Origin of the sequence: Halodesulfurarchaeum sp. (assembly GCF_036626455.1) — an archaeon.
Classification (GTDB): Archaea; Halobacteriota; Halobacteria; order Halobacteriales; family Halobacteriaceae; genus Halodesulfurarchaeum.
The window spans coordinates 23,598-45,744 of the sequence record NZ_JAZKRK010000011.1 but is presented as its reverse complement, the minus strand read 5'-3'; the positions used below and the strand labels follow the sequence as shown (position 1 = coordinate 45,744).

At 60.2% G+C, this 22,147-nt stretch carries 26 protein-coding genes and 2 tRNA genes; 12 read left to right on the top strand and 16 right to left on the bottom strand.

Annotated elements, in window-relative coordinates; all coding sequences use genetic code 11:
* Nucleotides 1–107: 107 nt before the first annotated feature.
* From V5A26_RS05325 to ncsA, 4 genes are read left to right on the top strand one after another with little or no spacing between them, the layout of a single operon-like run.
* Entirely contained in the window at nucleotides 108–938 is an 831-nt protein-coding gene (locus V5A26_RS05325; protein WP_332320153.1) for a deoxyribonuclease IV, read from the top strand.
* A 24-nt stretch (nucleotides 939–962) separates the two neighbouring features.
* Nucleotides 963–1,760 (top strand): class I SAM-dependent methyltransferase, encoded by a 798-nt coding sequence (locus tag V5A26_RS05320; RefSeq protein WP_332320154.1) that lies wholly within the window; start codon nucleotides 963–965, stop codon nucleotides 1,758–1,760.
* A 33-nt stretch (nucleotides 1,761–1,793) separates the two neighbouring features.
* A complete protein-coding gene (locus tag V5A26_RS05315) occupies nucleotides 1,794–2,888 on the top strand; it encodes an aminopeptidase (protein WP_332320155.1) in 1,095 nt (364 codons plus the stop codon).
* Between the two features lie 46 nt (nucleotides 2,889–2,934).
* Nucleotides 2,935–3,894, top strand: coding sequence for a tRNA 2-thiolation protein NcsA (gene ncsA / locus V5A26_RS05310; protein ID WP_332320156.1), 960 nt, complete (start codon nucleotides 2,935–2,937; stop codon nucleotides 3,892–3,894).
* Between the two features lie 38 nt (nucleotides 3,895–3,932).
* Here the strand turns inward: ncsA and ftsZ are convergent, their stop codons facing one another.
* Together ftsZ and V5A26_RS05300 are read right to left on the bottom strand one after the other, a co-directional pair.
* Nucleotides 3,933–5,105, bottom strand: coding sequence for a cell division protein FtsZ (gene ftsZ / locus V5A26_RS05305; RefSeq protein WP_332320157.1), 1,173 nt, complete (start codon nucleotides 5,103–5,105; stop codon nucleotides 3,933–3,935).
* Nucleotides 5,106–5,107: 2 nt separating this feature from the next.
* Complete coding sequence (locus V5A26_RS05300) at nucleotides 5,108–5,281, bottom strand: ribbon-helix-helix domain-containing protein (protein ID WP_332320158.1); 174 nt, start codon at nucleotides 5,279–5,281, stop codon at nucleotides 5,108–5,110.
* A gap of 409 nt (nucleotides 5,282–5,690) precedes the next feature.
* Between V5A26_RS05300 and V5A26_RS05295 the strand changes: the two genes are divergently transcribed.
* A tRNA-Tyr gene (locus tag V5A26_RS05295) sits at nucleotides 5,691–5,764 on the top strand.
* Between the two features lie 313 nt (nucleotides 5,765–6,077).
* On the opposite strand, the gene V5A26_RS05290 is transcribed toward V5A26_RS05295, so the two are convergent.
* From V5A26_RS05290 to V5A26_RS05270, 5 genes are all read right to left on the bottom strand, one after another.
* On the bottom strand, nucleotides 6,078–6,368 hold the full coding sequence (locus tag V5A26_RS05290; RefSeq protein ID WP_332320159.1) for a GYD domain-containing protein: 291 nt from the start codon (nucleotides 6,366–6,368) through the stop codon (nucleotides 6,078–6,080).
* Nucleotides 6,369–6,593: 225 nt separating this feature from the next.
* Entirely contained in the window at nucleotides 6,594–6,944 is a 351-nt protein-coding gene (locus V5A26_RS05285) for a VOC family protein (protein WP_332320160.1), read from the bottom strand.
* A gap of 40 nt (nucleotides 6,945–6,984) precedes the next feature.
* Nucleotides 6,985–7,407, bottom strand: a complete 423-nt coding sequence (locus V5A26_RS05280) for an OsmC family protein (RefSeq protein WP_332320161.1) — start codon at nucleotides 7,405–7,407, stop codon at nucleotides 6,985–6,987.
* Between the two features lie 67 nt (nucleotides 7,408–7,474).
* A complete protein-coding gene (locus tag V5A26_RS05275; RefSeq protein WP_332320162.1) occupies nucleotides 7,475–8,233 on the bottom strand; it encodes a ZIP family metal transporter in 759 nt (252 codons plus the stop codon).
* 95 nt (nucleotides 8,234–8,328) lie between these two features.
* Entirely contained in the window at nucleotides 8,329–8,526 is a 198-nt protein-coding gene (locus V5A26_RS05270) for a DUF7535 family protein (protein ID WP_332320163.1), read from the bottom strand.
* A 228-nt stretch (nucleotides 8,527–8,754) separates the two neighbouring features.
* Here V5A26_RS05270 and V5A26_RS05265 point away from each other — a divergent pair, with 228 nt between their 5' ends.
* Both V5A26_RS05265 and V5A26_RS05260 read left to right on the top strand, forming a co-directional pair.
* On the top strand, nucleotides 8,755–9,528 hold the full coding sequence (locus tag V5A26_RS05265; RefSeq protein WP_332320164.1) for a nucleotide-binding protein: 774 nt from the start codon (nucleotides 8,755–8,757) through the stop codon (nucleotides 9,526–9,528).
* Nucleotides 9,525–10,112 (top strand): hypothetical protein, encoded by a 588-nt coding sequence (locus V5A26_RS05260; RefSeq protein WP_332320165.1) that lies wholly within the window; start codon nucleotides 9,525–9,527, stop codon nucleotides 10,110–10,112. Before V5A26_RS05265 ends, V5A26_RS05260 begins: the two co-directional genes overlap by 4 nt.
* Here the strand turns inward: V5A26_RS05260 and V5A26_RS05255 are convergent.
* Both V5A26_RS05255 and V5A26_RS05250 read right to left on the bottom strand, forming a co-directional pair.
* A complete protein-coding gene (locus V5A26_RS05255; protein ID WP_332320166.1) occupies nucleotides 10,047–11,891 on the bottom strand; it encodes a hypothetical protein in 1,845 nt (614 codons plus the stop codon). The genes V5A26_RS05260 and V5A26_RS05255 overlap by 66 nt on opposite strands.
* A complete protein-coding gene (locus V5A26_RS05250) occupies nucleotides 11,888–13,993 on the bottom strand; it encodes a hypothetical protein (RefSeq protein ID WP_332320167.1) in 2,106 nt (701 codons plus the stop codon). The genes V5A26_RS05255 and V5A26_RS05250 overlap by 4 nt, the downstream gene beginning before the upstream one ends.
* A 207-nt stretch (nucleotides 13,994–14,200) precedes the next feature.
* Here V5A26_RS05250 and V5A26_RS05245 point away from each other — a divergent pair.
* Nucleotides 14,201–14,285, top strand: a tRNA-Ser gene (locus V5A26_RS05245).
* A 124-nt stretch (nucleotides 14,286–14,409) separates the two neighbouring features.
* Here the strand turns inward: V5A26_RS05245 and V5A26_RS05240 are convergent.
* Both V5A26_RS05240 and V5A26_RS05235 read right to left on the bottom strand, forming a co-directional pair.
* Nucleotides 14,410–15,927 carry a 2-isopropylmalate synthase gene (locus V5A26_RS05240; protein WP_442908729.1) on the bottom strand — a complete coding sequence of 506 codons (1,518 nt, stop codon included), beginning with the start codon at nucleotides 15,925–15,927 and terminating at the stop codon, nucleotides 14,410–14,412.
* Nucleotides 15,928–16,035: 108 nt separating this feature from the next.
* The gene (locus tag V5A26_RS05235; RefSeq protein WP_332320169.1) at nucleotides 16,036–16,389 is read right to left on the bottom strand and encodes a DUF192 domain-containing protein; all 354 of its coding nucleotides are present in this window, start codon (nucleotides 16,387–16,389) and stop codon (nucleotides 16,036–16,038) included.
* A 53-nt stretch (nucleotides 16,390–16,442) separates the two neighbouring features.
* Between V5A26_RS05235 and V5A26_RS05230 the strand changes: the two genes are divergently transcribed.
* The 3 genes from V5A26_RS05230 to V5A26_RS05220 all read left to right on the top strand — a co-directional run bounded on the left by V5A26_RS05230 (nucleotide 16,443) and on the right by V5A26_RS05220 (nucleotide 19,449).
* A complete protein-coding gene (locus tag V5A26_RS05230) occupies nucleotides 16,443–16,952 on the top strand; it encodes a DUF7097 family protein (RefSeq protein WP_332320170.1) in 510 nt (169 codons plus the stop codon).
* 80 nt (nucleotides 16,953–17,032) lie between these two features.
* The gene (locus V5A26_RS05225; RefSeq protein WP_332320171.1) at nucleotides 17,033–17,584 is read left to right on the top strand and encodes a GMP synthase subunit A; all 552 of its coding nucleotides are present in this window, start codon (nucleotides 17,033–17,035) and stop codon (nucleotides 17,582–17,584) included.
* A gap of 2 nt (nucleotides 17,585–17,586) precedes the next feature.
* Complete coding sequence (locus tag V5A26_RS05220; RefSeq protein WP_332320172.1) at nucleotides 17,587–19,449, top strand: DUF2070 family protein; 1,863 nt, start codon at nucleotides 17,587–17,589, stop codon at nucleotides 19,447–19,449.
* Nucleotides 19,450–19,521: 72 nt separating this feature from the next.
* Here the strand turns inward: V5A26_RS05220 and V5A26_RS05215 are convergent, their stop codons facing one another.
* Nucleotides 19,522–19,761: a DUF3194 domain-containing protein gene (locus tag V5A26_RS05215; RefSeq protein ID WP_332320173.1), complete on the bottom strand. Its 240-nt coding sequence runs from the start codon at nucleotides 19,759–19,761 to the stop codon at nucleotides 19,522–19,524.
* Nucleotides 19,762–19,763: 2 nt separating this feature from the next.
* Nucleotides 19,764–20,144 carry a prefoldin subunit beta gene (locus V5A26_RS05210; protein ID WP_332320175.1) on the bottom strand — a complete coding sequence of 127 codons (381 nt, stop codon included), beginning with the start codon at nucleotides 20,142–20,144 and terminating at the stop codon, nucleotides 19,764–19,766.
* Nucleotides 20,145–20,302: 158 nt separating this feature from the next.
* Between V5A26_RS05210 and V5A26_RS05205 the strand changes: the two genes are divergently transcribed.
* Nucleotides 20,303–21,388 (top strand): S1C family serine protease, encoded by a 1,086-nt coding sequence (locus tag V5A26_RS05205; protein ID WP_332320176.1) that lies wholly within the window; start codon nucleotides 20,303–20,305, stop codon nucleotides 21,386–21,388.
* On the opposite strand, the gene V5A26_RS05200 is transcribed toward V5A26_RS05205, so the two are convergent.
* From V5A26_RS05200 to V5A26_RS05190, 3 genes are read right to left on the bottom strand one after another with little or no spacing between them, the layout of a single operon-like run.
* Nucleotides 21,389–21,655, bottom strand: a complete 267-nt coding sequence (locus tag V5A26_RS05200; protein ID WP_332320177.1) for a KEOPS complex subunit Pcc1 — start codon at nucleotides 21,653–21,655, stop codon at nucleotides 21,389–21,391.
* On the bottom strand, nucleotides 21,655–21,789 hold the full coding sequence (locus V5A26_RS05195) for a DNA-directed RNA polymerase subunit P (protein ID WP_332320178.1): 135 nt from the start codon (nucleotides 21,787–21,789) through the stop codon (nucleotides 21,655–21,657). Before V5A26_RS05195 ends, V5A26_RS05200 begins: the two co-directional genes overlap by 1 nt.
* On the bottom strand, nucleotides 21,789–22,094 hold the full coding sequence (locus V5A26_RS05190; RefSeq protein WP_332320179.1) for a 50S ribosomal protein L37ae: 306 nt from the start codon (nucleotides 22,092–22,094) through the stop codon (nucleotides 21,789–21,791). The genes V5A26_RS05195 and V5A26_RS05190 overlap by 1 nt, the downstream gene beginning before the upstream one ends.
* Nucleotides 22,095–22,147: the final 53 nt, after the last annotated feature.

Sequence of the window (22,147 nt, the reverse complement as noted above, 5' to 3'; positions counted from 1 at the left end):
CAGAAATTTACGACCAAGCGGTACTCGTACTTCTGTCCCTTGTCGTAAAACAGAAGCCCTTGCCGCGGACGGGAAAGGGACTTATTCCCGAGTAAAATACACGAAGTATGCGAATCGGTGCCCACGTTTCGATAGCAAGCGGCGTTCACAAGGCGGTCGGTAGGGAGCTCGACGTCGGCGGGACGTGCGGACAGATCTTCACCCATTCCCCGCAGGTCTGGCAATCGCCGAATATCGATCCGGAGGAAGCAGCTTCGTTCCTCGAGCAAACCGAGGCGAAACTCGACGGCCCATGGGTGATTCACGCCTCCTATCTCGTGAATCTGGCGACGCCGAAAGACGACCTCCGGGCCAAATCGGTCGAATCGATGCAGGAGGAGGTCGACGCAGCCGAGACACTCGGGATTCCCTACGTCAATGTTCATCTGGGGGCCCACACCGGGGCTGGCGTCGAGGGTGGCATCGAAAACGCTGCCGGCACGCTCGACGAACTTGATATTCCCGAGGACGTGACTGTCCTCGTGGAATCGGATGCTGGGAGCGGGACGAAACTCGGGGGCCAGTTCGAACACCTCGCCTCCGTGCTCGACCAATCTGATCAGGACCTCGAGGTATGTCTCGATACCGCCCACGCCTTCGCGGCTGGATACGACCTGTCGACGCCGGAGGCAGTCGATAAAACGGTAGCCGAATTCGACGACGTGATCGGCCTCGACAATCTGGCTTGCATGCATCTTAACGATTCGAAACACGATGTTGGCACCAACAAGGACGAACACGCCCACCTAGGCGAGGGACTGATCGGGGCCGATGGTATCGGAGCGGTACTCTCCCATGACGCCTTGAGAGATCGGCCATTCGTTCTCGAAACGCCAAGGGAAGACGACCGTGGTTTCGAATGGAACATCCAGCGGGCCAAAGAACTCCGGGAGGCTTAACCGGCCACCAGCCCCAACGAAGCTGTGCGTCGCTTTACGCCGGAGTATTTACGCGACACCCGACGAGGGCTTTGGGACGACCGTGAAATCCTCAGCCCGCACTTTGCCGGGTCACCTGCTCGTATTCTGGATGTGGGGGCGGGGACTGGTGAGTTCACCACCGTGCTTCGCGAAGAGTCGGGGGCGGATGTTCTCGCCCTTGACGCGGATAAACGGCTGTTGCGGACCGGATCTGTCCCAAACGCGGTCCAAGGTGCCGCGACACGCCTGCCATTTTTAAGTGGCACTGTCGACCTTGTGACCTGCCAGGCGTTGCTCGTGAACGTTGCCGACCCGACGGCCGTCGTGGCGGAATTTGCGCGCGTATCGGCCGATCGCGTCGGCGCCGTCGAACCGGATAATGGTGCAGTTACCGTCGAATCGACTGTGGAGCGCGAATCAGCGGTAGCACGCAGGGCCCGCAGGGCGTACAGGCGTGGCCTGGAAACGAATTCTCGAATCGGGACAGACCTCAAGCAGTTATTCACGGAGCAGGGTTTCAGGGACATTACCGTCTCGCGAATGGTTCACGAGCGCCGCATCGAACCGCCGTACACCGCAAACGCGATCGAATCCGCTCGACGCAAGGTCCGGGCCACCCGCATCGACGACCATCGAGAGACCATGCTTGCTGGCGGGTTGTCTGCCGCCGACTTTGACACCCTTCGCGACGACTGGCAGGCGATGGGACGGTCGGTCGTAAAACAGGTGAAAACGGACTCATATCGTCGGCGTGAAACCGTACCGTTTTACATCGCGACTGGCCGTTTAGCCGGAGCGTGACTTTTTAAGAGGCGGGGGCTCGAACCCAGGTGCATGGATCCCCGCATTCGGGAACACGCACGGATACTTGTGGAGCATTCGGCGGACATCAAACCCGGCGATAACGTCCTGGTGACCGCACCCGCAGTTGCCGAAGACCTCGTCATTGCACTCTACGAGGAACTCGGTAAACGCGATGCCAACCCGATGCAAATGGGGGGCAGTTCGCGGGCGAGCCGCGCGTTCCTCAAAGCCGCAGATCCCGACGCATTCGAATTGCCGGATCACATGTTTGCAGCTATTTCGGAGGCTGATGCGGCGATTCGGGTGCGGGCGGATCTGAATACAAACGAACAGGGCGATGTCGACCCGGAGGTCAATACGGCATTCCAGAAGGTTCGACAGCCGATTTCCGAAAAAATGATGGAGAAACGGTGGGTCCTCACTCAGCATCCCGCGCCCGGGAACGCACAGGACGCCGAGATGAGTACATCTGGGTACGCTGACTTCGTATACGAAGCCATCAACAAGGATTGGGCGGCCCAACGGGAGCATCAGGCCCAAATGGTCGAGATCCTCGAAGACGGCTCCGAGGTTCACATCCGCAGCGGCGACGAGACCGATCTCCAAATGAGTGTGGAGGGGATGCTAACCGAGAACGACGACGCCGAACACAACCTCCCGGGCGGCGAGGTGTTTACAGCGCCCGTCCCGGATTCGGTTGAAGGTACCGTTCTTTTCGACATGCCGCTAATGGCCCAGGGGCGGGAAGTAACGGACGTTTACATCGAGTTCGAGGATGGCCGCGTCGTCGAACACGGTGCCGAGAAAAACGAGTCGGTTCTCTCTGCGGTCCTCAATACCGACGACGGGGCTCGTCGAATTGGTGAACTTGGAATCGGGATGAATCGCTCGATCGATCAGTTCACGTATAACATGCTTTTCGACGAAAAAATGGGTGACACCGTCCACCTCGCACTTGGACGGGCCTACGAGGATACGGTGGGCGAAGATGGGGAGCGGAACGAATCAGCGATTCATATGGACATGATCGTCGATATGAGCGAGGACTCGGTGATTGAAGTTGACGGCGAGGTCGTTCAACGGGACGGGACGTTCGTCTTCGAGGACGATTTCGGCGCAAACTGAACCCGGGCCGAAACGGTGAAAGCCCCGAGTCGGTAATCCACACCCGATGGAGTGTGATCGGTGTGGCCGGGACGCCGTGCTCTTTGCCGCCTATTCAGGGGCTCACTTGTGCGATCGGCATCTACAGCAGTCAGTTGAGCGCCGCGTCAGACGCCGGGTTCGAACCGATGATTTGCTTCCGGCAGCAGCGACGCCCGAAGACCCGGTCACCTGGCTGATCGGGCTTTCTGGTGGCAAAGACAGCGCGGTCCTCACTCATATTTTGGCAGACACGTTCGGCCCGGACCCCCGGGTCGAACTCGTTGCGTTGTCGGTCCACGAGGGAATCGAGGGCTACCGAGACGACAGTCTCTCGGCGGCCGAGGAACTGGTCGCTGATCGGCCTGTCGAGTACATTGAGACGGGCTACGAGTCCGAATTCGGTCTGGAGATGGATCAGATTGCCAAGGACGATCCCTGGGATATGGCACCTTGCGCGTATTGTGGAGTGCTTCGCAGGGACGTGCTCGCAAACGTGGCTCGGCAGTACGATGCTGACGTATTACTCACCGGTCACAACCTTGACGACGAAGCAGAAACGGCACTGATGAACACCTTGGAGGGGGACGTCTCGCAGATGGCTCAGCATTACGATGCCAGTCTCGCCCCGCTCTCGGACCGTGCAACCGATGGCGTGTTCGTTCCACGGGCGAAGCCGCTTCGAGATGTCCCCGAATCGGAGGTCGCGTTATACGCCCGCGTCAGCGGTATTCCGGCCCACATCGCGGAATGTCCCTACGCGAGCGAGTCGTTTCGCGGGACGGTGCGTGACGTTTTACTTGAGCTCGAAGAACATCATCCCGGCACGCGACATTCGATTATGGCGGGGTACGAAGAGACAGCCCGGTTTGCGGCCGAAAACCGCCGTTCGGGGGCCTCTGGACCGTCGGGTGTCTGTGAGAACTGTGGCGCACCGACTGGTCGGGATCAGTGTCGGGCTTGCGAACTCAGAGCCGAACTCGGATAAGAAGTGTCAGCGGAGTGGTGCCCGTGAATCCACGTCAGTCACCGGATGACGTCGAGGCCGTTCTCCTGTTCTAACGCGTCCTGGCCACCGTCGGAGGTGGCACCGAAGGAGTCGGAACCTGAGTCGGCGGTTGAGCCGGGATTCTCGATTTGGGCCCTGGAGCGGTCCGCTTGCTCCTGCGTTGACGGCCCGAGGACCTGTGCGCTCTGCACGCCGGTCATGATGGCCATCACCCGCACTTTGCCTTTGTAATTCTCCTGGATCCGTGCGCCCCAGATGACGTTTGCAGAGGCGTCCAGACGTTCGGTGATGTTGTCCGCGATGCCCTCGGCCTCTTTGAGCGTGAGGTCCGGGCCACCCGTGATGTGAACGAGTCCGCCCGAGGCACCACGGTAATCGACGTCCAGAAGCGGGTGGTTCATCGCGTCTTTCACCACTTCCTGGGTCTTGTTCTTGTCCTGGGTTTCACCGACAAGCATCACAGCCACGCCGCCCTGGTTCATGATGGCGGTCATGTCCGCGTAGTCGAGGTTGATCAGGGACGGCTGGGTTATCGTCTCGGAGATACCCTTGACCGTCTCGGCGATGATCTGGTCCATCACCGAGAAGGCCTTCCCGATGGGCAGGTTCGGGACGTAATCCAGCAGTCGGTTGTTGTCGAGGACGATGATCGAGTCGGCTTCGTTGCGCAGGCGCTCCAGCCCCTCCTCGGCCTTGACGGTCCGTGCGCGCTCGACGTTGAACGGCGTCGAGACCATCCCGACGACGATAGCGCCCTGTTCTTTCGCGATTTGTGAGATGACCGGCGCCGCGCCGGTCCCGGTTCCGCCACCCATCCCAGCGGTGACGAATACCAGGTCCGCGTCGCCGAGCACTTCCTTGATGGTCCCCTGGGCCATCTCGGTCGCGCGCTCGCCCATATCGGGGTCGCCGCCGGCACCGAGGCCGTTGGTGAGGGACTTCCCGACTAATATTTTCGTGTCGGCCTCCACCATCTTCAGGTGCTGTTTGTCCGTGTTGATGGCGATGGTATCGGCGCCTTCGACGCCGATGTTGTAGAGTCGGTTGACCGTGTTGTTCCCCGCGCCGCCAGCGCCGACGATGACGATCCGCGGATCCCCGAACTCCTCGGCGTCCTCGTCGTCTGAATCCGGCATCTCCCTCGCCTCCTCTTCGGCGTTGTCAAGAGCGTCTTGAACGATGTCTTGCATTATTACACCTTCACGTAGGTCCGCGGACTGTTTGCTTGCTCAGTACTGTCCTCCTCGAGCATCTCGCGGACGGCAGATCGGATGGCTTCACTTCGATTGGGGTATTTCCCCGTCTCGACCATCCGCTCGACCGCCTCGATTTGCTGTTCCGGTATCCGGAGTGTCACACGCTCCATTGTTGTATTTCCCCGTTCCCGTAAGACGGTTTCCCCGACGATATCAGCGGGTTACGAGGGCCAATGTGGCAGGCATCCCCCACCTGTAAGACCCGCGTCTTACGTAGCTTGAACGACACCCCCATAGTATATAAAATTAACGACGATTGTAACACGTCGTGTATACACTATTGACTCATTTTGACATGGTAAACCAGAACAATCAATATTTCGGTCCAATAATCCCCTCATAGCGGACGGCTGGCTCTCCGGTCCCAACAGAGGAACAGCAAACAAGATCGAGAACCTTTGAACTGGGCGTTTACGCTGCCCCAAACGTGTCGGTAGGAAAAGGTGTCCTGGGGCCGCCGTGCTGGGCCGATGGAATAACAATCCTTAAATTCGGACGGGGCGCTACGTGAGAATGCGACCGCCCTTAGCTCAGCCTGGTAGAGCATCCGACTGTAGATCGGATTGTCCCCCGTTCAATTCGGGGAGGGCGGACTGCGAGGCCGACCGGATGGAGGCCTCGGTTTTGCGCGAACGGCGAACGCTGTGAGCCGTAAGCAATGCTGCGAACGAAGTGTGCAGTTAACATCCAACCGAGCCGATTTGAGCAGACGAGTCACAACCCGGAACGGCGAGCGTAGCGAGCCGCACGCCCGGACTGTCTCGGCGAGTTCAATTCGGGAGGGCGGACCCGGGGGGCCGAAGTAAATACTCGAATGTGTGGCACCCTCGAACAACGGAAGCCCAAACCGATTTTGCGAACGGAAAACAAATATGGAAAATCAGATCGTGGTGAGAACACAGTTCCTTACAATTTCTCAATGATCGAGACGTAGTCCTCCTCTTCAATCGCTTTCAGTGTCTTGGCTCCGTATTCGCCGCCTTTCGAGGCTTTGAGCGCAAACTCGGCATAGGATTTGTCGTCAGGGAACTCCGCGATCGTAACGAAGTCAAACTCACCGAATGTAAGGAACACGTCCTCGATGGTGCCCCCGTTTTCCTCGGCCATTTCCCGCATTTGGTTCGTTCGTTCTGTACTCTCGTGGATCTGTTCCTGCCCCTTCCTCGTGAGCGAGGTCAATCGGATGTACTTCGGCATGGCTGGGTTGGTTCTCGGGCTGGTATCCCTGTCCCATGGGTAGTTGGTGCTCACCTGATCGTGGTCCAACGGGTCACTTCCCTCCAACGGCAACATTCAAATATTATATTAATAGGATATTAAAAATTGGGAATATTGACACTCAAGGGACGTATCAGCGAGCAACGGTACTGCATCTCTCAACGGTGGCAGATAAAATATTTTACCTATCATAAATTTACCTTATCAAACCGGCTCGGTCTCTTGAAGGAACGTCTGAAACTCCATCGTCCGTCCCTCCGGATCGTCCGCGAAGAACTGATAGATATCGTAGTCCTCGTTTACCTTTGGCTCGCCCGTGGCGCGGTCGGCAAACTGTTTGTAAAACGCGTCGACACCCGCCCGACCTTCGGTGACGAAGGTCAGCACGCCGTTGGTGTCGGGTTCCTCGCTCGCACAGAAACCGAACAGGAGGTTGTCGTAAGACAGGATCCGACAGGCGGATTGGCGGAGCCACAATTCGGCCCCAACCTCCTCGACGTAAAACGACGCGATCGACTCGTAATTGGGCGAGCCGAAAAACACGATGCCTGTCATGCCCAGGGCCACTCGACCCCGGCCAAAAACAGTTCCGGGGTCAGTCCACCAGCGTCGCCGAAAGCGTGATTTCGACCCCGGTCAGGGCCTTCGACACTGGGCAGTTCTCCTTCGCCACGGCGGCAAACTCTTGGAATGTCTCCGGGTCGATGTCCGGAATCTTCGCTTGGAGGGTCAGATTCACGTGATTGATTTCGAGGGACTCGGCGTCGAGATTGACTGCCGCCTCGGTGTCCACGCGGTCTGGATCATAGCCGGCCTCTGCGAGTTCGTTCGCGAGCGCCATCGAGAAACAACCTGCGTGGGCAGCCCCGATTAATTCCTCTGGATTTGTCCCTGAACCATCTTCGAAGCGCGAGGCGAAAGAGTAAGCCCCTTCGAACGCTCCGCTTCCGAGTGACATCGTTCCGTCTCCGTCACGAAGGGTTCCGGACCATTCTGCTGTTGCATGTCGGACTGGCATTGGTACTAACCGGCATGATATCTGGCCCCAATCCGCAAAGGTTTGCCTGCTCCGGCGAGTCCCGTTGCTACCCGAGACCCTGACGGAGGAGTTTGATCCCGAGCATTAGAAGGATGCCACCGAGAAAGACAGCGAAATAGACCGCGGCCTTTCGGTGGTCCTCTTCGTGTTTGATCTCCGGGATCAGGTCCGAACTGGCAATATAGATGAAGTTCCCGGCCGCAAAGGGCAGGAGGAAGGTTGGGGTCCCCCCAAAGACACTCGTAAATCCATAGCCGACGAGCCCACCGACGATGACGACCGCTTGGGTGATGTAATTGAGGACGAGTGCCTGGAAGCGCTCGAATCCCCCGTACACGAGCACCCCGAAGTCACCGATTTCCTGCGGAATTTCGTGGAGTCCGATCGCGGCCGCCGTCACGAGACCCACGTCCACACCCACGAGAAACGAGCCCGCGATCACCAGTCCGTCGATGAAGTTGTGAACCGTATCCGAGATGAGGACGAGATAGGAGACGGCGTCCTTGTCATGGGTCGCGCCGTGGTGATGATGCCAGTGAATGAACTGTTCGAGCACGTAAAACAGACAGAACCCCGCGATCAAGTAGAGAAACATCGGGAGCGTGTTGTCGGCCCCGTATTTGTGGATCGCCCGGGGGAGGAGGTGAAGGAAGGCCCCGCCAATGAGCGCTCCCGCCGCCAGCGCGACGAGGACCAACAGAATCCGGTCCAGCATCGTGTCATTGACGAAAAAGGCCAAGATCCCGATCCAGGCGAGGAGACTGATCAGGAACGTCGTAAGGAGGATCCAGCCGAGCGGGTCCATTACTCAGTAGCGGGAGTTTCTCAGGGATATAGTTTCTGACCGTGAGTTCCTTGCGGGGGGTCCAAATTCGGACTCACAACCAACCGGTGAGACGCTTAGATCGGAATGTCGTCGTCGGGGTGCTTTTCACCGCGTTTCTTGCCCCGAGTGCCCGTTTTCCCCAAGATCCACATGATCGCGAGGAGGGGCCAGAGCGGCATGAGAATCAGCGCAATTCCGGCAGCCATCATCCAGCCGAACGCCGACATTTCCGGTGCGAAGTGCCCCGGTGTGGGCGGGGTGACGGTATCCATACCACGAAATTTGCAGGCCTAGGCAAAAGTCGTGACGATTCGCCCTCCGGGGGTCACTTGGGCAAACGTGACAGAGCGGTTTGGAGGCTATTGGCATTTGCCACACAAACTTGCAGTCTCGAGTCACCTCGTAACATAATTCAACCCCCAAGCCTGCTCTCGAATCGTGCACGTAACCCACACCGCTCACGATCGGGTCGGGACCCGGTCCCGAATGGGGAGGTTCGGATGGTAGAAGCACTTGCGGTGGCCTCAGGAAAGGGTGGTACCGGAAAGACGACGGCGACGTTAGCGCTCGGTATGAGCCTGGCAGAGCGGTATGACGTCACTGTCATCGACACGGACACAGGAATGGCCAACTTGTTATTTCACGCCGGTCTGGCCGACGTGCCGGTGACCCTTCATGATTTGTTGCAGGAGGACTCGACGGTCCCCCTCTCCGAGGCGGTCTATCACCGATATGGGATGGATATCGTTCCCTGCGGGACGAGTTTAGACGCGTTTAGCGATGCGGATCCCGCCCGATTACAGGCTGTCATCGCAGATCTGGCAGCACAGACTGACGTTCTCCTGCTCGATTCCCCGGCGACCCTCGGGAGTCGTGACGCCGTGCTTCCCATCGTCATCGCGGATCGGATCGTTCTGGTGGTCCAACCGACGATCCCGGCTATTACGGATGGGTTGAAAGTCCAGGAATATGCCACCGCGTACGGGACTGACGTTGCTGGGCTGGTTTTCAACAAGGTCCACGAACCGGCGGAGGTGTCGCGGATCAGCGAGCGAGCGGGGGACTACGTCGAGGGCCCCGTTCTCGGCACTGTTCCAATGGACGATGCGGCCCGGGAAGCGCGCAAGGCGGGGACGCCACTGGTAGCCCATGCTCCGGACAGTCCGGCCGGACAGGCGTTCAGTTCGATCGCTGATGAGCTATCGGTCGCAACAGCGGCGCCGGACCGGGTCGCCGACCGGTTCCGGAACGCCGTGATTCCTGATGGTCCATGAGTCGGCCTGATGGCCGGGCGCGCTTTGATCGCGTCGTCATGTCAGTCGCCGATCCACTCTGGGAGGCACTCGAAACCGAACTGGTCGGGTACGGGGAAATCGTTCCGCAGGCGGGTCTTCTTGGTGATGAAGCGGGGCACTGTGTCCTGTGGTTCGACAAGGGGGTCCCGACGCGTGCTCACCATACCGGTACCGGCCGTACCGGTTCGGAGGCGCTCGCGGACATCGCTGAAACGGGTCCCTACCGGGTCCGACTCGTGGAACTCTCCGATCCAGAACAGCTCCGGACCGGCGACCTGGCGCCGGCAACCCCGGCCGAGCAGGTACTCGGGGACGCAGAACTCGCCAGCCGAACCCGTGCGGTTGCCGACCCACCTGATTCCCCCGACCCCGGTGATGAACTCGACGCAGTTGAAGCGTTTCTTGCGGACGAGGACAAAATCGAGGCGATCCAGAAACGGGCGGCGATGGAGGCCAGACAGCGAGCCGATGAGTGGGGCCTTGACGTGAGCGCCTCCTCAAACGAGGCCCACCAGTCTGAACCCGGTCCAGGTGATCGCGACCAGCACGCCGGAATGGAGTAACGCCTCGTAGACACCGCGCCCAGAGAGGCCAGCGAACCACCCGCTCGTGAGCATCGTGGCTTGGGTCAGCACGTAGAAGAGGGGGCGTTCCCGTGTGGTACCGTCGACCGCCTCGACTGCGACGCCCGCGACGGGGCCAGTCGGAGTCGCTGTTTCGAGCACCATCAGATTCACCGCGATCACGATGGCGACAATCAACATGGCGACAGTCCAGCCGACGAGTATCATGACCGGGAGTCGACTTCGACGGGCCGATGCTGCGTGTTCGAGGCGGCCGGTTTCGGTCTGGAGGTGAGCGACGGCGGACTGGGCGTCGGCTCCGGCTTCGATGGCGCCGACCGCAAGCCCGATTGTCCGGCCCGCGAATGGGGTTCCGAGCCGCCCGACGAACCGTTCGAGCGCTCGCTTCCGACCGCCATTCGGCCCTTGCAACAACGTCAGGTCCGCCGCGAGTTTCCGGACTGGGTCATCGAGTTCTCCGAAATCTTCTTCCTGGGCGATTTGGGTGACTGCTTTGCGAAACGGGAGTCCACGTTCGAGGCGTTCTGCGAGGGCATGGACGAATCCTGGAAGGGCTCGATCGAGTCGGGTCCGACGGCGTGAGCGTCGCACGTCGATTAGCCCTGTCGGAATCGCGACAACCACGTAGGCCCCCAGAAGCCCCAACCCCAACTGCAGTTCCGAGAGGTGGCCCCACACGAGGACGGCGAGTCCGATTGGAAGTAGGAGGAGCAGGGCATTTGTCGGGTTCGTCGTGCTCGTTCGAATCGCACTCCGGAGACTCTGGGCTGGAGCGGGAGCGGCCCACCGGTGCCCAGTGGGTCGAACCAGGAACGCCAGGAGCGCCGCGGCACCGCCGAACAGGAGGATACCTGCGCTCCCAATGGCGGTCACGAATCCGCTGAGCTCAGGGACCGGGATGGGGGTTCGTGTGCCACCGAACTCAGGGAAGACGATGAGGCCACCGGCAACCCCCAGTCCGACCACCAGTGGGCCAACGAGCAGCAAAACGAAAAGACCGACGACTGTCCGCAGGTACGCCCCGTCGCGCCGGTGGCGACGCTCGTCTTCTACGGCCAAGAGCCGACTCTCGTCGGCCAAGAAGTTTCTCAGTGCCGCCTCGCCGTCCCTGGAGCGTTCGATGAACGAGAGCAGAAACGGGGCCAACAGTTCCTGGGAGGGCGTATCGCGAGCGCCCACTCTGATTGCGGTTTCCATGTTGCCGGTTATTGCGTGGCGCCGACAAATGGCCTCGAAGCTTCGGGCGGTCGCGCCGTGAATCCGTTTTCGTGAGGCCACAGCCTCGAACAATCGCCGGGGATCGACAGTCCCTGAGGCGGCGACGTGAAGGAATCTGACCGCTCCGGGAAGGGTCTGTTCGATGTCGGCTCGCTCACGCTTGTGGAGGTAGCCGAGTCCGACACTTGCAAGTTGGCGAACGAAGAGCGTGCTCATCAGGCTCACCAGCAGCCCTCCGAACAAGGCCAGGGTCTCGATCCAGATCTGTGATCGGATCTCGAACAGTATCCGTGGCCCTGGCAGTCCGATCGCGAGTGGTGGGTGCAAAATGACCGCTATTCCGAACGCAATCAGGCCACCGACTGGGAGCGCCAGGAGCCACGAAGCGAGATAAAGACGGATCAGAAACGTCTCGAAGGGGGGCGAGCGTGAAAGCGCCATGTATCGGGTACGATCCCGTTTGTGGCGGTCCGCTTCGACATGCCGTCCAAACAATCGATAGGCTATCGCGTCGAACCGATCGCGGAGGTCTCCGATCATTGGGTCTGAATACGTTCGATCGTCGCGGCCTCGTCGGTCCGGAGGTCCGCGAGAAAGCTCATAAGACTCTCCCGATCGGTCGACTCCGCTGCATCGAGGTAGTTCACGTATTGGACACGGCGAGAGAACGTCTGTTCGAGGTCAGTCCGATCAGTCGAATTGTCCCCAGCAAGACGGGAGACGAAGTGGGGAGACAGAGCCGGTGTCGTGGACTTTGCATCCGTTTCCCGGAATCGAGTCCAGGCGATTCCTGCTGTCGTCTCCACCTGGCTGGGACCATCCGTCTGTTCCTCCATAGCCCCGGCTCGCAGCGGGAGCCACCCGGTTGCAGGTTCGTCCGACTCCGGTGGGGGAAGTTCCACGACGAGATCAACCTGAGTGCCGAATTGGTGCTCGACATCGGCGGTTCGAACGAACTGGGAGAGCAACCCCCGTGTCGCAGTCCGGGCGGCGGCAATGACTGGCCGTCCACTGGCGATACTCGTTGCCAACTGCCCGATTCCTTGATGTGTGTTTATCCCAGGTAACAATGCGACGTCAGGGTGAAGGGCGTCCTGTTCCAGGCTGCTTGCCCCCTGAGTGTCGGCGGATTCCGATTGGGTGACGGACAGTGCGGTTTCGTGAGGGATGTCGATCCCGGTTATGTCTTGGCCGATCACAACGGGTCGCTCACCGACCGGGATGAATGGTGTATGGGCTTCGAGCGCGACGGTCGGTTCGGCGTCGACCGGGCCAAGGAACACGACTGTGCCTCGATTCACGATGGTGGTCCAGATCCCGGCAACCAGTGGTGGGGTAAGTTGGTTCTGCTTTACGAGTCCAATTGGTGACGGTGGCCGTTCCCGTTTGGCGGTGATAGAGACGTGGCCCGACTCGGTTTTCGTGGGGAGCGAGACCGAACAGTGGAGCGTTCGTTCGGCCGCGGCCGTTTCCCGCGTGACGGTCACGGTTGCTGCGGGACGCGTGACGCTCAATTCGACGCCACCATCGGCCGAAAGCGCTCGGGCGATATCGACGAACTCGGTCAGCGTGTCGATGGCCAAGGTTGTCGGCATCCTCGTGTTCCCTACGGGCTCGCCCCGGTGTGTGACGATGGCGATCCGATCCCCGACTCGGTTGGCCTCGATGGACCGGACCGCCGGATCACGCATGGGGACTGTCAATTTCCCATCCCCAGCCAGGTCCCTAGTGACGTAATACGCAAGCGCGTCGATTCGTTCACTCCGGGACCAGGAGGTTGTCAAATTCGGTCGGGTGACCCAGGGTAGCGGAAACTGACCCAGGAGGTTGGAGAGGTGGTCGCGGAGTCTCGCGACGGGTTGGTATTTGAGCCGTCGGGCGAGGAGGGCCCTGGCCCGTTTTCGAACACTCTGGCCTTCGTCCTCGAGCACATCTTCAGGCGGCGCCTCGAGAATGCGGTTGCCGACGGTTTCGATGAGCGCCTCGTCTCCCGGCAACACATCCGGTTCGTCGATGACGTAACTGACTTCGAAGGTATCAGCCCCCAGGAGATGGCCACGCACGACCGTGACCGGAACGTCGAACCCGGCAAAGGGAATCGTTCGTCGGGTAACCCGTTCACCGAGAAATCGTTCGAGATGGGGGGTTTCGACGGGGAGTTCGGTTTTTGCTGGGGCGAAATCGCGTGTATGAACGACGAGTTGGGCCTCGCTTGTATCCGCGATTTGTACTCGATCGTCCAACGCGAGGGGTGTCAGCGGACCCAGCGACCGCAACGACGCGAGTACGTGATAGCCCAAGCGGCGTCGCCCATCAGGTGACTGGTCGTCGAGTTCCTCAATCCGACTCTGGAAGCGCCCGGGCAGCCCGTTCTGTACCCGTTCCACCGCGCCGGCCCGGGTTCGTGGGCGGGAGAGGTGGGCGTCATTGAACCGCGATTCGACCTGCTCCAGGGCCGATCGCTCCCGTTTGTGCAACAACGGTTCGCGGGTCCGGTAGTGATACCCGTCCGCCGTTTCCGTTACGGTCGCCACGATTCCGTTCGTGACGGGGTACTGCGACCTGACTGTTGGGGCGTACCAGGCCCGGTGATCGTCCGGAGGGACTGGATCCCCCACGCTCGCCGACAACTCATCGCTCATGTCCCTTCGTAGCTCCGTCCTGGTTTGTAAACGCTCGGACCTGGGGCCAAAAACATACATCATTTGACTCGTATTCGATGTTGAGAACCGAGTGGTACGGTTGTGGTAAAAGATGATACGGTCTGAATGGTTTGAAATCTAACCATCAACCACGGGGACCGACGAACCGAAACGGACAAATGGCGCCTGTCAATAAAGATAATCTGCGCCGAGGTAGCCTAGCCCGGCCAAGGCGGTTGCTTCGAGAGCAACTGTCCGTTAGGACTCGTGCGTTCAAATCGCACCCTCGGCGCTTTTCCTACAGAAGACCCGGTAGCCGATCAAGCACCTGGAGCACCCTCTTTGACCCCCCAATTCCGCGAATCAATTGTGTCGGGTCAAATTCGAACGGTGACGGCGCGAATCCGAACCCCCACTCAGTCGTCCGCGGGGACTGCTGTGCCGTCTTCGTTCGCTAACAACCGATCGAGGCCGTCGACGATGGCGTGAACGCTTCCGAGGGTAATGTCTGCCTCGCTCCCCGTCGCGGTCACCGACCGATCACCTCTCGACAATGTTACCTCAACCGTGACGACGGCGTCGGTTCCGCCGGTGATGGCGTCGACGTGGTATTCCTGGAGATGGAACGTGAGGTTCCCCAGCGCTTTCTTGACCGCCTTCATCGCGGCGTCGACAGGCCCGCTCCCGGTCCCACTCGCGACTCGTTCGGCGTCACCCACTCGGAGGCGAACACTTGCAGTCGGCGTGCCAGAGCCGCTTGCCGCGGTCAGATCGAGCAGTTCCACCTGTCGCTCGCGGTCGACGTCAGTGACGTCTTCCGCGATGGCCATGAGGTCGGTGTCTGTCACTCGCTTTCCGCGCTCGCCCAGGGCCTTGATCCGCGAGGCGATTTCTTCGAGCTGATCGTCCTCGACGGAGACGTTCTGTTCCTCCAACGCGGCTTGAACCCCTGCTTTGCCGGCGTGTTTGCCGAGCACGAGCCGCCGTTCACGCCCCACTGTCTCGGGCGGGTAGGGCTCATACATCCGCTCGTCCTTGAGCGTGCCGTCGGTGTGAATCCCGCTCTCGTGAGCGAAGGCGTTCTGTCCGCTCACTGCTTTGTTTGGCGGCAACTCCAGGCCCATCGCGTCTGCGACCAGGACGGAGAGCCCGTAGAGGGATTCGGTGTCGACGGTCTCCATATTGTACCCGTGGAACAACGAAATGACGACCTCTTCAAGGGCAACATTGCCCGCTCGCTCGCCAACACCGTTGACCGTTCCGTGAACTAACTCCGCACCCGCGCCTACGCCTGCGAGTGCGTTCATGAGCGCGAGGCCGAGGTCGTCGTGGGTATGGACGCTAACCGGACCCAGGGCTGCGAGTCGCTCGACTGACTCGGCTACTTGATCCGGACTCGCGTGACCGACTGTGTCGGCATAGGCGAATCGATCGGCCCCAGCATCGTGTGAGACCGCCGCGAGGTCATCGAGGAAGTCCTCGGTCGCCCGACTGCCATCCTCACCGATAACTTCGACCCAGAGGTCGTGGTCCTTCGCATATTCGACGAGTTCGGCTGTCGTCTGTCGAACGTCCGCTTTCGACGTGCCGACCTTCGTCTCGATATGGCGGTCGCTTGCCGGTACCACGAGGTTGATGCCGTCCACACCGGCGTCGATTGCTAGATCGACGTCGTGTTGGACTCCGCGGGCGAAACTCGTGACCGTGGCGTCAAGTTCGAGTTCGGTGACTCGTTTGATCGCCCGCTGTTCACCCGGGCCGGTGCAGGCACTTCCCGCTTCGATGACGGAAACTCCCGCCTCGGAGAGGGCTCTCGCGATTTCGACTTTCTGCTCGGCCGTGAGCGAGACACCTGGCGCTTGCTCACCGTCCCGCAACGTGGTATCGAGGAGCTGTACGTCGTCGTTGGGGGGTGCGCTAGTTTGCACCCGCAATAAATCGATCCGTGGTCATCTCTGCCACACGTGGCCGAACGGGATGGGGCTATATAAATCACTCCAGTTCAGTTCGAATTCGCCCCCCTTTTGGCTGGGGGCTCACGTTCACTCCTGAACGACTACCCGGTCCCCGACAGAAACGTCGGTGGCCGTACCCGCCGAGAGTTCTATGATGCGGTCCGCTTGGTTCCGGCCGTAGCCGGTCCATGGTTTGAGTCGCCCTACGGCAGTCACCTCCTCGTCGACCGTCCAGATGACGTCGATCGGCACCCGAACGAACAGCATGTGAACGCCACGGTTTTTGGCCGTCTCGAAGGGAAAGACGAGCCCGTAGCCCGACGGGAGCGAGGACCTGAACATCACACCCTGGAGTTGTTTGCGGGTGCTGTCCGCCCGCTCGACATCCCTCGCCAGCACGTCCTGCTTGGCCTCTGTGACGTGGACTACCTGCACGCCCATCGTTCGCACCCGGGTGGCGAAAAGGATTCCTCTCCGCAGCGCAATCGATAGATGTGAAACGAACGCCCGCGGGGACGAGTGTGGGAGTTCAAGACCCCTATGCCGTGGCGCGCCGGTGTGACCACGTCACGAGCGAGGGTAAGTGCCGATTCCCGTTGGACCACCCTGATCGGGACCCGAGCTTTGCCTCTCAGCGACGGGCCGCGGACTTTGCCTGTCCAGTAGCGAGCGGTGACTGGGACTGGCCGGACTGCCCCCACTACCGCGATACGAGTGCGGGTGAGACCTGTGTCCGCTGTGGCCTCGAGGAACGTCGCCAGGCCCATGATGATTCCCGGCCGTTGCTGGAGGAACACCATCTCGTGTACCCGGACGAACGGGACGTCTCTCACGAAATAACGGTCACGCTGTGCCGGTGGTGTCATGCGACCGTTCACGAGTCCTGGGGCCGGATCGATGACGACGTCAATCCGGACCCAGCGGGCCTTGCCGCCGCGGAAGCCCGTCGTAGCGAGGAACTCTCGGAATTCAAGTTCGAGACGGCCGCTGATCGGTGGGAGTGAACCGATTCTGGAAACGCCAGTGCTGTGTCGCCTGGTCCAAACGGGTGGGTTTTTGAGTCCGTCACGGATAGACTTCGCCAATGACCGACATCCATGTGGTGAACAATCATGGCCAGTTCACCCATCTCGAACAACGTTTGCTTCGCGATCTGGATGGAGTTGACACGGAACTGATCGACAACGAGACTCCACCGGCAGAGATCGAGGCAGACGGGTTGGTGCTTTCCGGCGGCCCGTCGATCGAGGAAACGGGTAACTCGGCCGCGTATCTCGAATTGGACATTCCCGTGTTGGGAATCTGTCTCGGGCATCAACTCATCGCGCAGGAACTTGATGGGGAGGTCGCCGAAGGTGAGTACGGTGGCTATGCGGACGTGGAAGTGACCATTCTCGACGATTCGGACCCATTAGTCGGGTCACTCGCTCCGTCAATTCGGACCTGGGCGAGTCATGCCGACGAGGTCGTCGAGGTGCCGCCCGGGTTCGAACGAACCGCTGAGAGTGAGGTGTGCGGGGTCGAGGCGATGGCAGACACCGAGCAGGACCACTATGGGGTCCAGTGGCACCCGGAAGTCGCTCATACCGAACGGGGCGAGGAACTGTTCGCGAACTTCCGCGATCTCTGCGAGTAACGATGACAACGACTCAGGGCGAACTGGCTGGTCTTTCCCGCTACATCTTCCGGACGCCGCGGTGGTACTCCACGATGGCAGTCGGGATGGTGATCGCTATGTTGGTTGGAATCGCTGCCTTTGACTCCCGGTACGTGCTCGAAGACGCGTGGCTCGGCCTGTTCTATCTGGGGATACCGACCGTCATCGCGAGTGTGGTAACCGGACCGATCGACCGCGCCCTCGGCGGCCAGTTCACGTTCAACCGCTCGACACTTTTAGCAACGGTGAGTCTGCTGATCGCGGTCGCCGTGCTCCTGGTTGCCGGTGTCGTGGCCACGTTCACCTCCCTGGGTCAGAATTTCGTCTATGACGCCCTTATCGGGGTGCTGGCGTTGATCTTCGCCTTCCGATTTTTGGTCGTACATGCGGTTTCCCGAACACATCCACTGTCTTCGGTCGTTCCCGCCAGCATTCAGACGCTGACGGCCGGTGTCTTCCTCATTGTGTACAGTGGCACGATGAATTTCCTGATTGTTGGAGATCTACCCTACTTTCGGGCACTCTTGTCCCGCTCGGCCCAGGCCCCACCGGAAATTACGAATGCCTTTGTCCCTGGCGATTTTGCCCTTCTGGTCGGGATGTCGGCGCTGTATACGGGTGTTGCCTATGCGTTTCTCCGCATTCTCGATCGGCCATGGCGGAACAGTCTCGATGTTAGTTCCCTTGATTTCCTTCGGGGCTTTATTGGACATCTTGCGGAAGGGTCCCGGGAACTCGAGGACTTCTTCGAGGAGATCGGCGAGGAAGCTATCGTTCCCGTCACAGTCCTCGCGTTCCGACGTCTGGATGGCTCGGAAAAGGCCCGCTGGGTGCTTCCGATGATTCACCCGGGGCCGATGGGCGATATCGGGGGCGGGAACCTGCCCCAGCGCGTCGCTGAATCGGCTGAAGGCCTGGCGTTTCCCCCACACGCAACCGCAGGACACGATTTCAATCTCGTTACCGAACGCGAGGTCGATACCCTCATCGAGGCCGCTGATTCGGCTGTCGACCAAATCAATTACACTGAGTTAGGATCCAGGCCGCTCCGAGTCGAGAAAGGCGAAGCGTCCGTTCTCGGGCAGCGAGTCGACGGCGACGGCATTTTCATCACTTCGTTTGCCCCAGGCTTCGCCGACGACATCGAATACGCCGTCGGCCTGGCTGCTGGTGCCGAGGCTCGGGTCGAAGGACTCGAAGATATCCTGATCGTTGACGCTCACAACAGCAATAACGGCCTTCAGGGGGACGACATGGGCCACGTCGCTCCCGGGAGCAGTCGATCTTTCGAGATGATTCAAGCCGTCAGCGATGCGGCTGCCCAACTCGAAGACACCGAGCCCGCCCCGCTGGATCTCGGAACAGCCTGGATCCCCACGAACTGGAAACCGGAGGAAGGTATCGGCCCGCTCGGGATCCGGGTTTCCGTGATCGCAGTTGATGGGACTCGAGTGGCCTATGTGCTGGTCGACGGGAACAACATGGAACCGGGCCTGCGCGCTCGGATCGTCGAGGCTATCGACCCTGTCGACGAGATCGAAGTCATGACGACGGACACCCATATCGTGAACACCGTCCAGTCGTCGAACCAGGTGGGAAGTGCCATCGATCACGACGAACTTATCGCCCGTATTTCCGAATTGGTCGACCGGGCAATCGCCGACCTCGAACCGGTCGAATCGGGAATGGCCTCGGAAACAGCAGAGGTCACTGTCTTCGGGAACGACCGGACGGAAACGCTTGCGAGCCAGGCAAATGCGGTCATTTCGATGGGGGGTGGCCTGGCTGCGGCGGTTATCGTCGCAACGGCGGCCGTCACCTTGTTGATTTTCTTCCTGACGTAAGCGGGTTTGCGCTGATAGACGACAATCTGAGAACTGTTGATCTCGAATCGGTCCTGAGAACAGCCCAAGTGGCTACTCGGCGTCGAACAGGTCGTCGACCGCCTCCCCGGCGACCCGAGCCGCGTCCTGTGCGATATGCTCAAGGTCGGCGTCTGCTTCCGGAGCGAAAATCGAGACTTCTACGTCGAGAACTTCGTCCTCAAAGGTAACTGTCACGTCGATGTCTTCGACCGTAGAGTTCGCTAGACGGGAGAAAACGTAGCCGTGGGCCGCATTGCTTGCCGTTTCGACGACCGTCGCTGAATCGACCATCCTTACATGTCGGGGGACGGCGGCCCGCCCGCTGCGCCGCCACCGGAGAGCATTTCTTGGAGCTCCTCCTGGAGTTCCTCGAACTGCTCTCGAACGCGGTTTTCCTGCTTCTCAAGGGTCTGGACGCGAACTTCGAGGGTGTCTGCCTTCTCGTCGAGTTCGTCCTCGGCTTCTTCGTAGTCGGTCTCCACGAGGAGTTCGCCGACTTCCCGGTACATTGTGGTCTCCGAGTCGATGGATTCGAGCTCTTCAAGGGCCGTCTCCGTATCGGTGAGTTCGGTCTCGGCCTGCTGTTTCTGCATTGCGACCTTCTGTGCAGTCTCTTGCAGATCTTCGAGTTCATCGACTTTCTCTTGTGCTTCCGGGGGAAGATTGCCCTGCATGGTCAGTCGGAGGAGGTGCCGACTAAAAAGTCCCCCGTTGTGAGTTCGTCGGCAGAAACGGGTTCACACCTGCAGAACGGCTTGGAAATCGGAATTGGGGTGTGTGACCATTTACCGTGCCGACACGTTTGAAGGCGTGGCTCGTGTAGCGCACAGCAATGCGACCAGTCGTTGCCTTCGTCGCGGTGGCAGTCTTCCTCGGAAGCGTGGTCGGTGCAGGTGCTGGAGTCGTGGTGTTTGGGGCAGATACGGGCCCATCAGTGGATGCACCAGGGTCGGCTGACCCCGTTCCGACCGTCTCAAATGGCACTGTCTTCGAAGGGAATCTGACTGGGCTGTACGAGTATACGGTCGATTCCGTGGTGACTCTCCGGGTGGAAACTGCAGCGGGGAGCTCTCAAGGCTCGGGCTTTCTCTATGACGACCGGTACATAGTGACTAACGAACACGTTGTGGCCGACGCGACAGCGCTTTCGGTGCAGTTCTCAGACGGGGTCTGGCGGACCGGCCACGTGGTCGGTATGGATGCTTACACTGACCTTGCCGTGGTCCAGGTCGACTCACTCCCAGTATCGACCGAACCACTTCCCGTGGCCGAACGGGAGCCGGAACCCGGACAGTTCGTCGCCGCATTTGGTAGTCCGTTCGGGTTGCAGGGAACGATCACCCACGGAATCGTGAGCGGAGTCAACCGGTCGATGGACGTCAGCGGTGGCTTTTCCATCCCCGATACCGTGCAGACTGACGCCGCAATCAATCCGGGCAACAGCGGGGGCCCCCTGATATCGATGGACGGGGCCGTCGTTGGTGTGAACCGGGCCAAAGGTGGGGACAACGTTGGCTTTGCCATCTCCGCACATGTGGTTGAGCGGGTCGTTCCCGAACTGATCGAGAACGGACGGGTCGAACATTCATATATGGGTATCCGGTCAATTCCGGTGACTCCTGACGTCGCTGCGTCACACGACCTCTCGAAAGCGTCCGGTATTGCTATCGTCGAGGTCCTTGAAGATGGGCCATCTGAGGGAGTTCTTCGGGCCGGAACGTGGGATGAAAGCGGAGGGGTGCCACGGGACGCCGACGTCCTTGTGGCCATCGACGGAACGCCGGTGCGGAGTCACGAGGATTTGAGCCGCTACTTACTCCTGCACACATACCCTGGCGACACTGTTACGCTGACTGTGTATCGTGATGGGGAGCGGACCGAACTTGATCTCGAACTCGGAGCACGACCTCCGGCCTGATCAGCGGTCGACCGTCGCCGCGAATTCATCGCCGATCGAGTCCATCGCCTCGGCGACTTCAACAAAACCTAGCCACGTGTTTTGGCCGGCTCGGAGTGCGACTGGATCGCTCGCTTGGATTTCCACCTGGAGCTCGCGCTCGGATCGAGTGATAGAAACCGTGGTTCGATCGCCGGCGATGTCCCCGGCTTCCGGTTGCAGTGCTGCTTCGATTCGAGCAGCCGTTTTTGCTGCCGGATACCAAAGAGAGAGGACCGTCTCGTGCACTACTCGACTGGGACTTCTTTGATGTCCCGACTGCGCTCCTTCAGCAGCACGCGATGCCCACAGTACGGGCAGCGGACGCCACCGTACTCGTCGAGTTCGACGTCACGTTTGCACCTGGAGCACTTGTAGGACATTATTCCTCGGACTCCGCTTCTTCCCCGTCTCCCTCGGAGAGGGCGGTTCTGATGGAGCGGGTGACGGCCTGGCCACCAGGGGTCTCCGGCCGGTACGCGCCTCCGGCGTACTTGTAGCCACAACTACCACATTCCCAGATGCCACTTCCTTTGCGGTCGACGGCTTCCGATCCACACTCCGGACAGACGTGATCCGCGTGCATGTCCGCCTCAATCTCGGCTACCCGTCGGCGGGCCAGCCGACCGTAACGGGCCCCAAATCGGCCCGCACTGCCGGTCCGTCGACTCCTATCGGATTCGCTCATGCTCCGTGGTAGTCAAAGCGCGGTTAAAAACGTGTTGTGTCCGACCCAGCAAT

What these genes read in the sequence shown, in the direction of transcription:
- V5A26_RS05275 (WP_332320162.1), bottom strand. Translation starts at nt 8,233, where the DNA reads ATGGACCCGCTCGGCTGGATCCTCCTTACGACGTTCCTGATCAGTCTC.
- V5A26_RS05315 (WP_332320155.1), top strand. Translation starts at nt 1,794, where the DNA reads ATGGATCCCCGCATTCGGGAACACGCACGGATACTTGTGGAGCATTCG.
- V5A26_RS05260 (WP_332320165.1), top strand. Translation starts at nt 9,525, where the DNA reads ATGAGTCGGCCTGATGGCCGGGCGCGCTTTGATCGCGTCGTCATGTCA.
- V5A26_RS05325 (WP_332320153.1), top strand. Translation starts at nt 108, where the DNA reads ATGCGAATCGGTGCCCACGTTTCGATAGCAAGCGGCGTTCACAAGGCG.
- V5A26_RS05255 (WP_332320166.1), bottom strand. Translation starts at nt 11,891, where the DNA reads ATGATCGGAGACCTCCGCGATCGGTTCGACGCGATAGCCTATCGATTG.
- ftsZ (WP_332320157.1), bottom strand. Translation starts at nt 5,105, where the DNA reads ATGCAAGACATCGTTCAAGACGCTCTTGACAACGCCGAAGAGGAGGCG.
- V5A26_RS05300 (WP_332320158.1), bottom strand. Translation starts at nt 5,281, where the DNA reads ATGGAGCGTGTGACACTCCGGATACCGGAACAGCAAATCGAGGCGGTC.
- V5A26_RS05250 (WP_332320167.1), bottom strand. Translation starts at nt 13,993, where the DNA reads ATGAGCGATGAGTTGTCGGCGAGCGTGGGGGATCCAGTCCCTCCGGAC.
- V5A26_RS05235 (WP_332320169.1), bottom strand. Translation starts at nt 16,389, where the DNA reads ATGGGCGTGCAGGTAGTCCACGTCACAGAGGCCAAGCAGGACGTGCTG.
- V5A26_RS05205 (WP_332320176.1), top strand. Translation starts at nt 20,303, where the DNA reads ATGCGACCAGTCGTTGCCTTCGTCGCGGTGGCAGTCTTCCTCGGAAGC.
- V5A26_RS05285 (WP_332320160.1), bottom strand. Translation starts at nt 6,944, where the DNA reads ATGACAGGCATCGTGTTTTTCGGCTCGCCCAATTACGAGTCGATCGCG.
- ncsA (WP_332320156.1), top strand. Translation starts at nt 2,935, where the DNA reads ATGGAGTGTGATCGGTGTGGCCGGGACGCCGTGCTCTTTGCCGCCTAT.
- V5A26_RS05225 (WP_332320171.1), top strand. Translation starts at nt 17,033, where the DNA reads ATGACCGACATCCATGTGGTGAACAATCATGGCCAGTTCACCCATCTC.
- V5A26_RS05290 (WP_332320159.1), bottom strand. Translation starts at nt 6,368, where the DNA reads ATGCCGAAGTACATCCGATTGACCTCGCTCACGAGGAAGGGGCAGGAA.
- V5A26_RS05220 (WP_332320172.1), top strand. Translation starts at nt 17,587, where the DNA reads ATGACAACGACTCAGGGCGAACTGGCTGGTCTTTCCCGCTACATCTTC.
- V5A26_RS05215 (WP_332320173.1), bottom strand. Translation starts at nt 19,761, where the DNA reads ATGGTCGATTCAGCGACGGTCGTCGAAACGGCAAGCAATGCGGCCCAC.
- V5A26_RS05210 (WP_332320175.1), bottom strand. Translation starts at nt 20,144, where the DNA reads ATGCAGGGCAATCTTCCCCCGGAAGCACAAGAGAAAGTCGATGAACTC.
- V5A26_RS05190 (WP_332320179.1), bottom strand. Translation starts at nt 22,094, where the DNA reads ATGAGCGAATCCGATAGGAGTCGACGGACCGGCAGTGCGGGCCGATTT.
- V5A26_RS05280 (WP_332320161.1), bottom strand. Translation starts at nt 7,407, where the DNA reads ATGCCAGTCCGACATGCAACAGCAGAATGGTCCGGAACCCTTCGTGAC.
- V5A26_RS05270 (WP_332320163.1), bottom strand. Translation starts at nt 8,526, where the DNA reads ATGGATACCGTCACCCCGCCCACACCGGGGCACTTCGCACCGGAAATG.
- V5A26_RS05195 (WP_332320178.1), bottom strand. Translation starts at nt 21,789, where the DNA reads ATGTCCTACAAGTGCTCCAGGTGCAAACGTGACGTCGAACTCGACGAG.
- V5A26_RS05265 (WP_332320164.1), top strand. Translation starts at nt 8,755, where the DNA reads ATGGTAGAAGCACTTGCGGTGGCCTCAGGAAAGGGTGGTACCGGAAAG.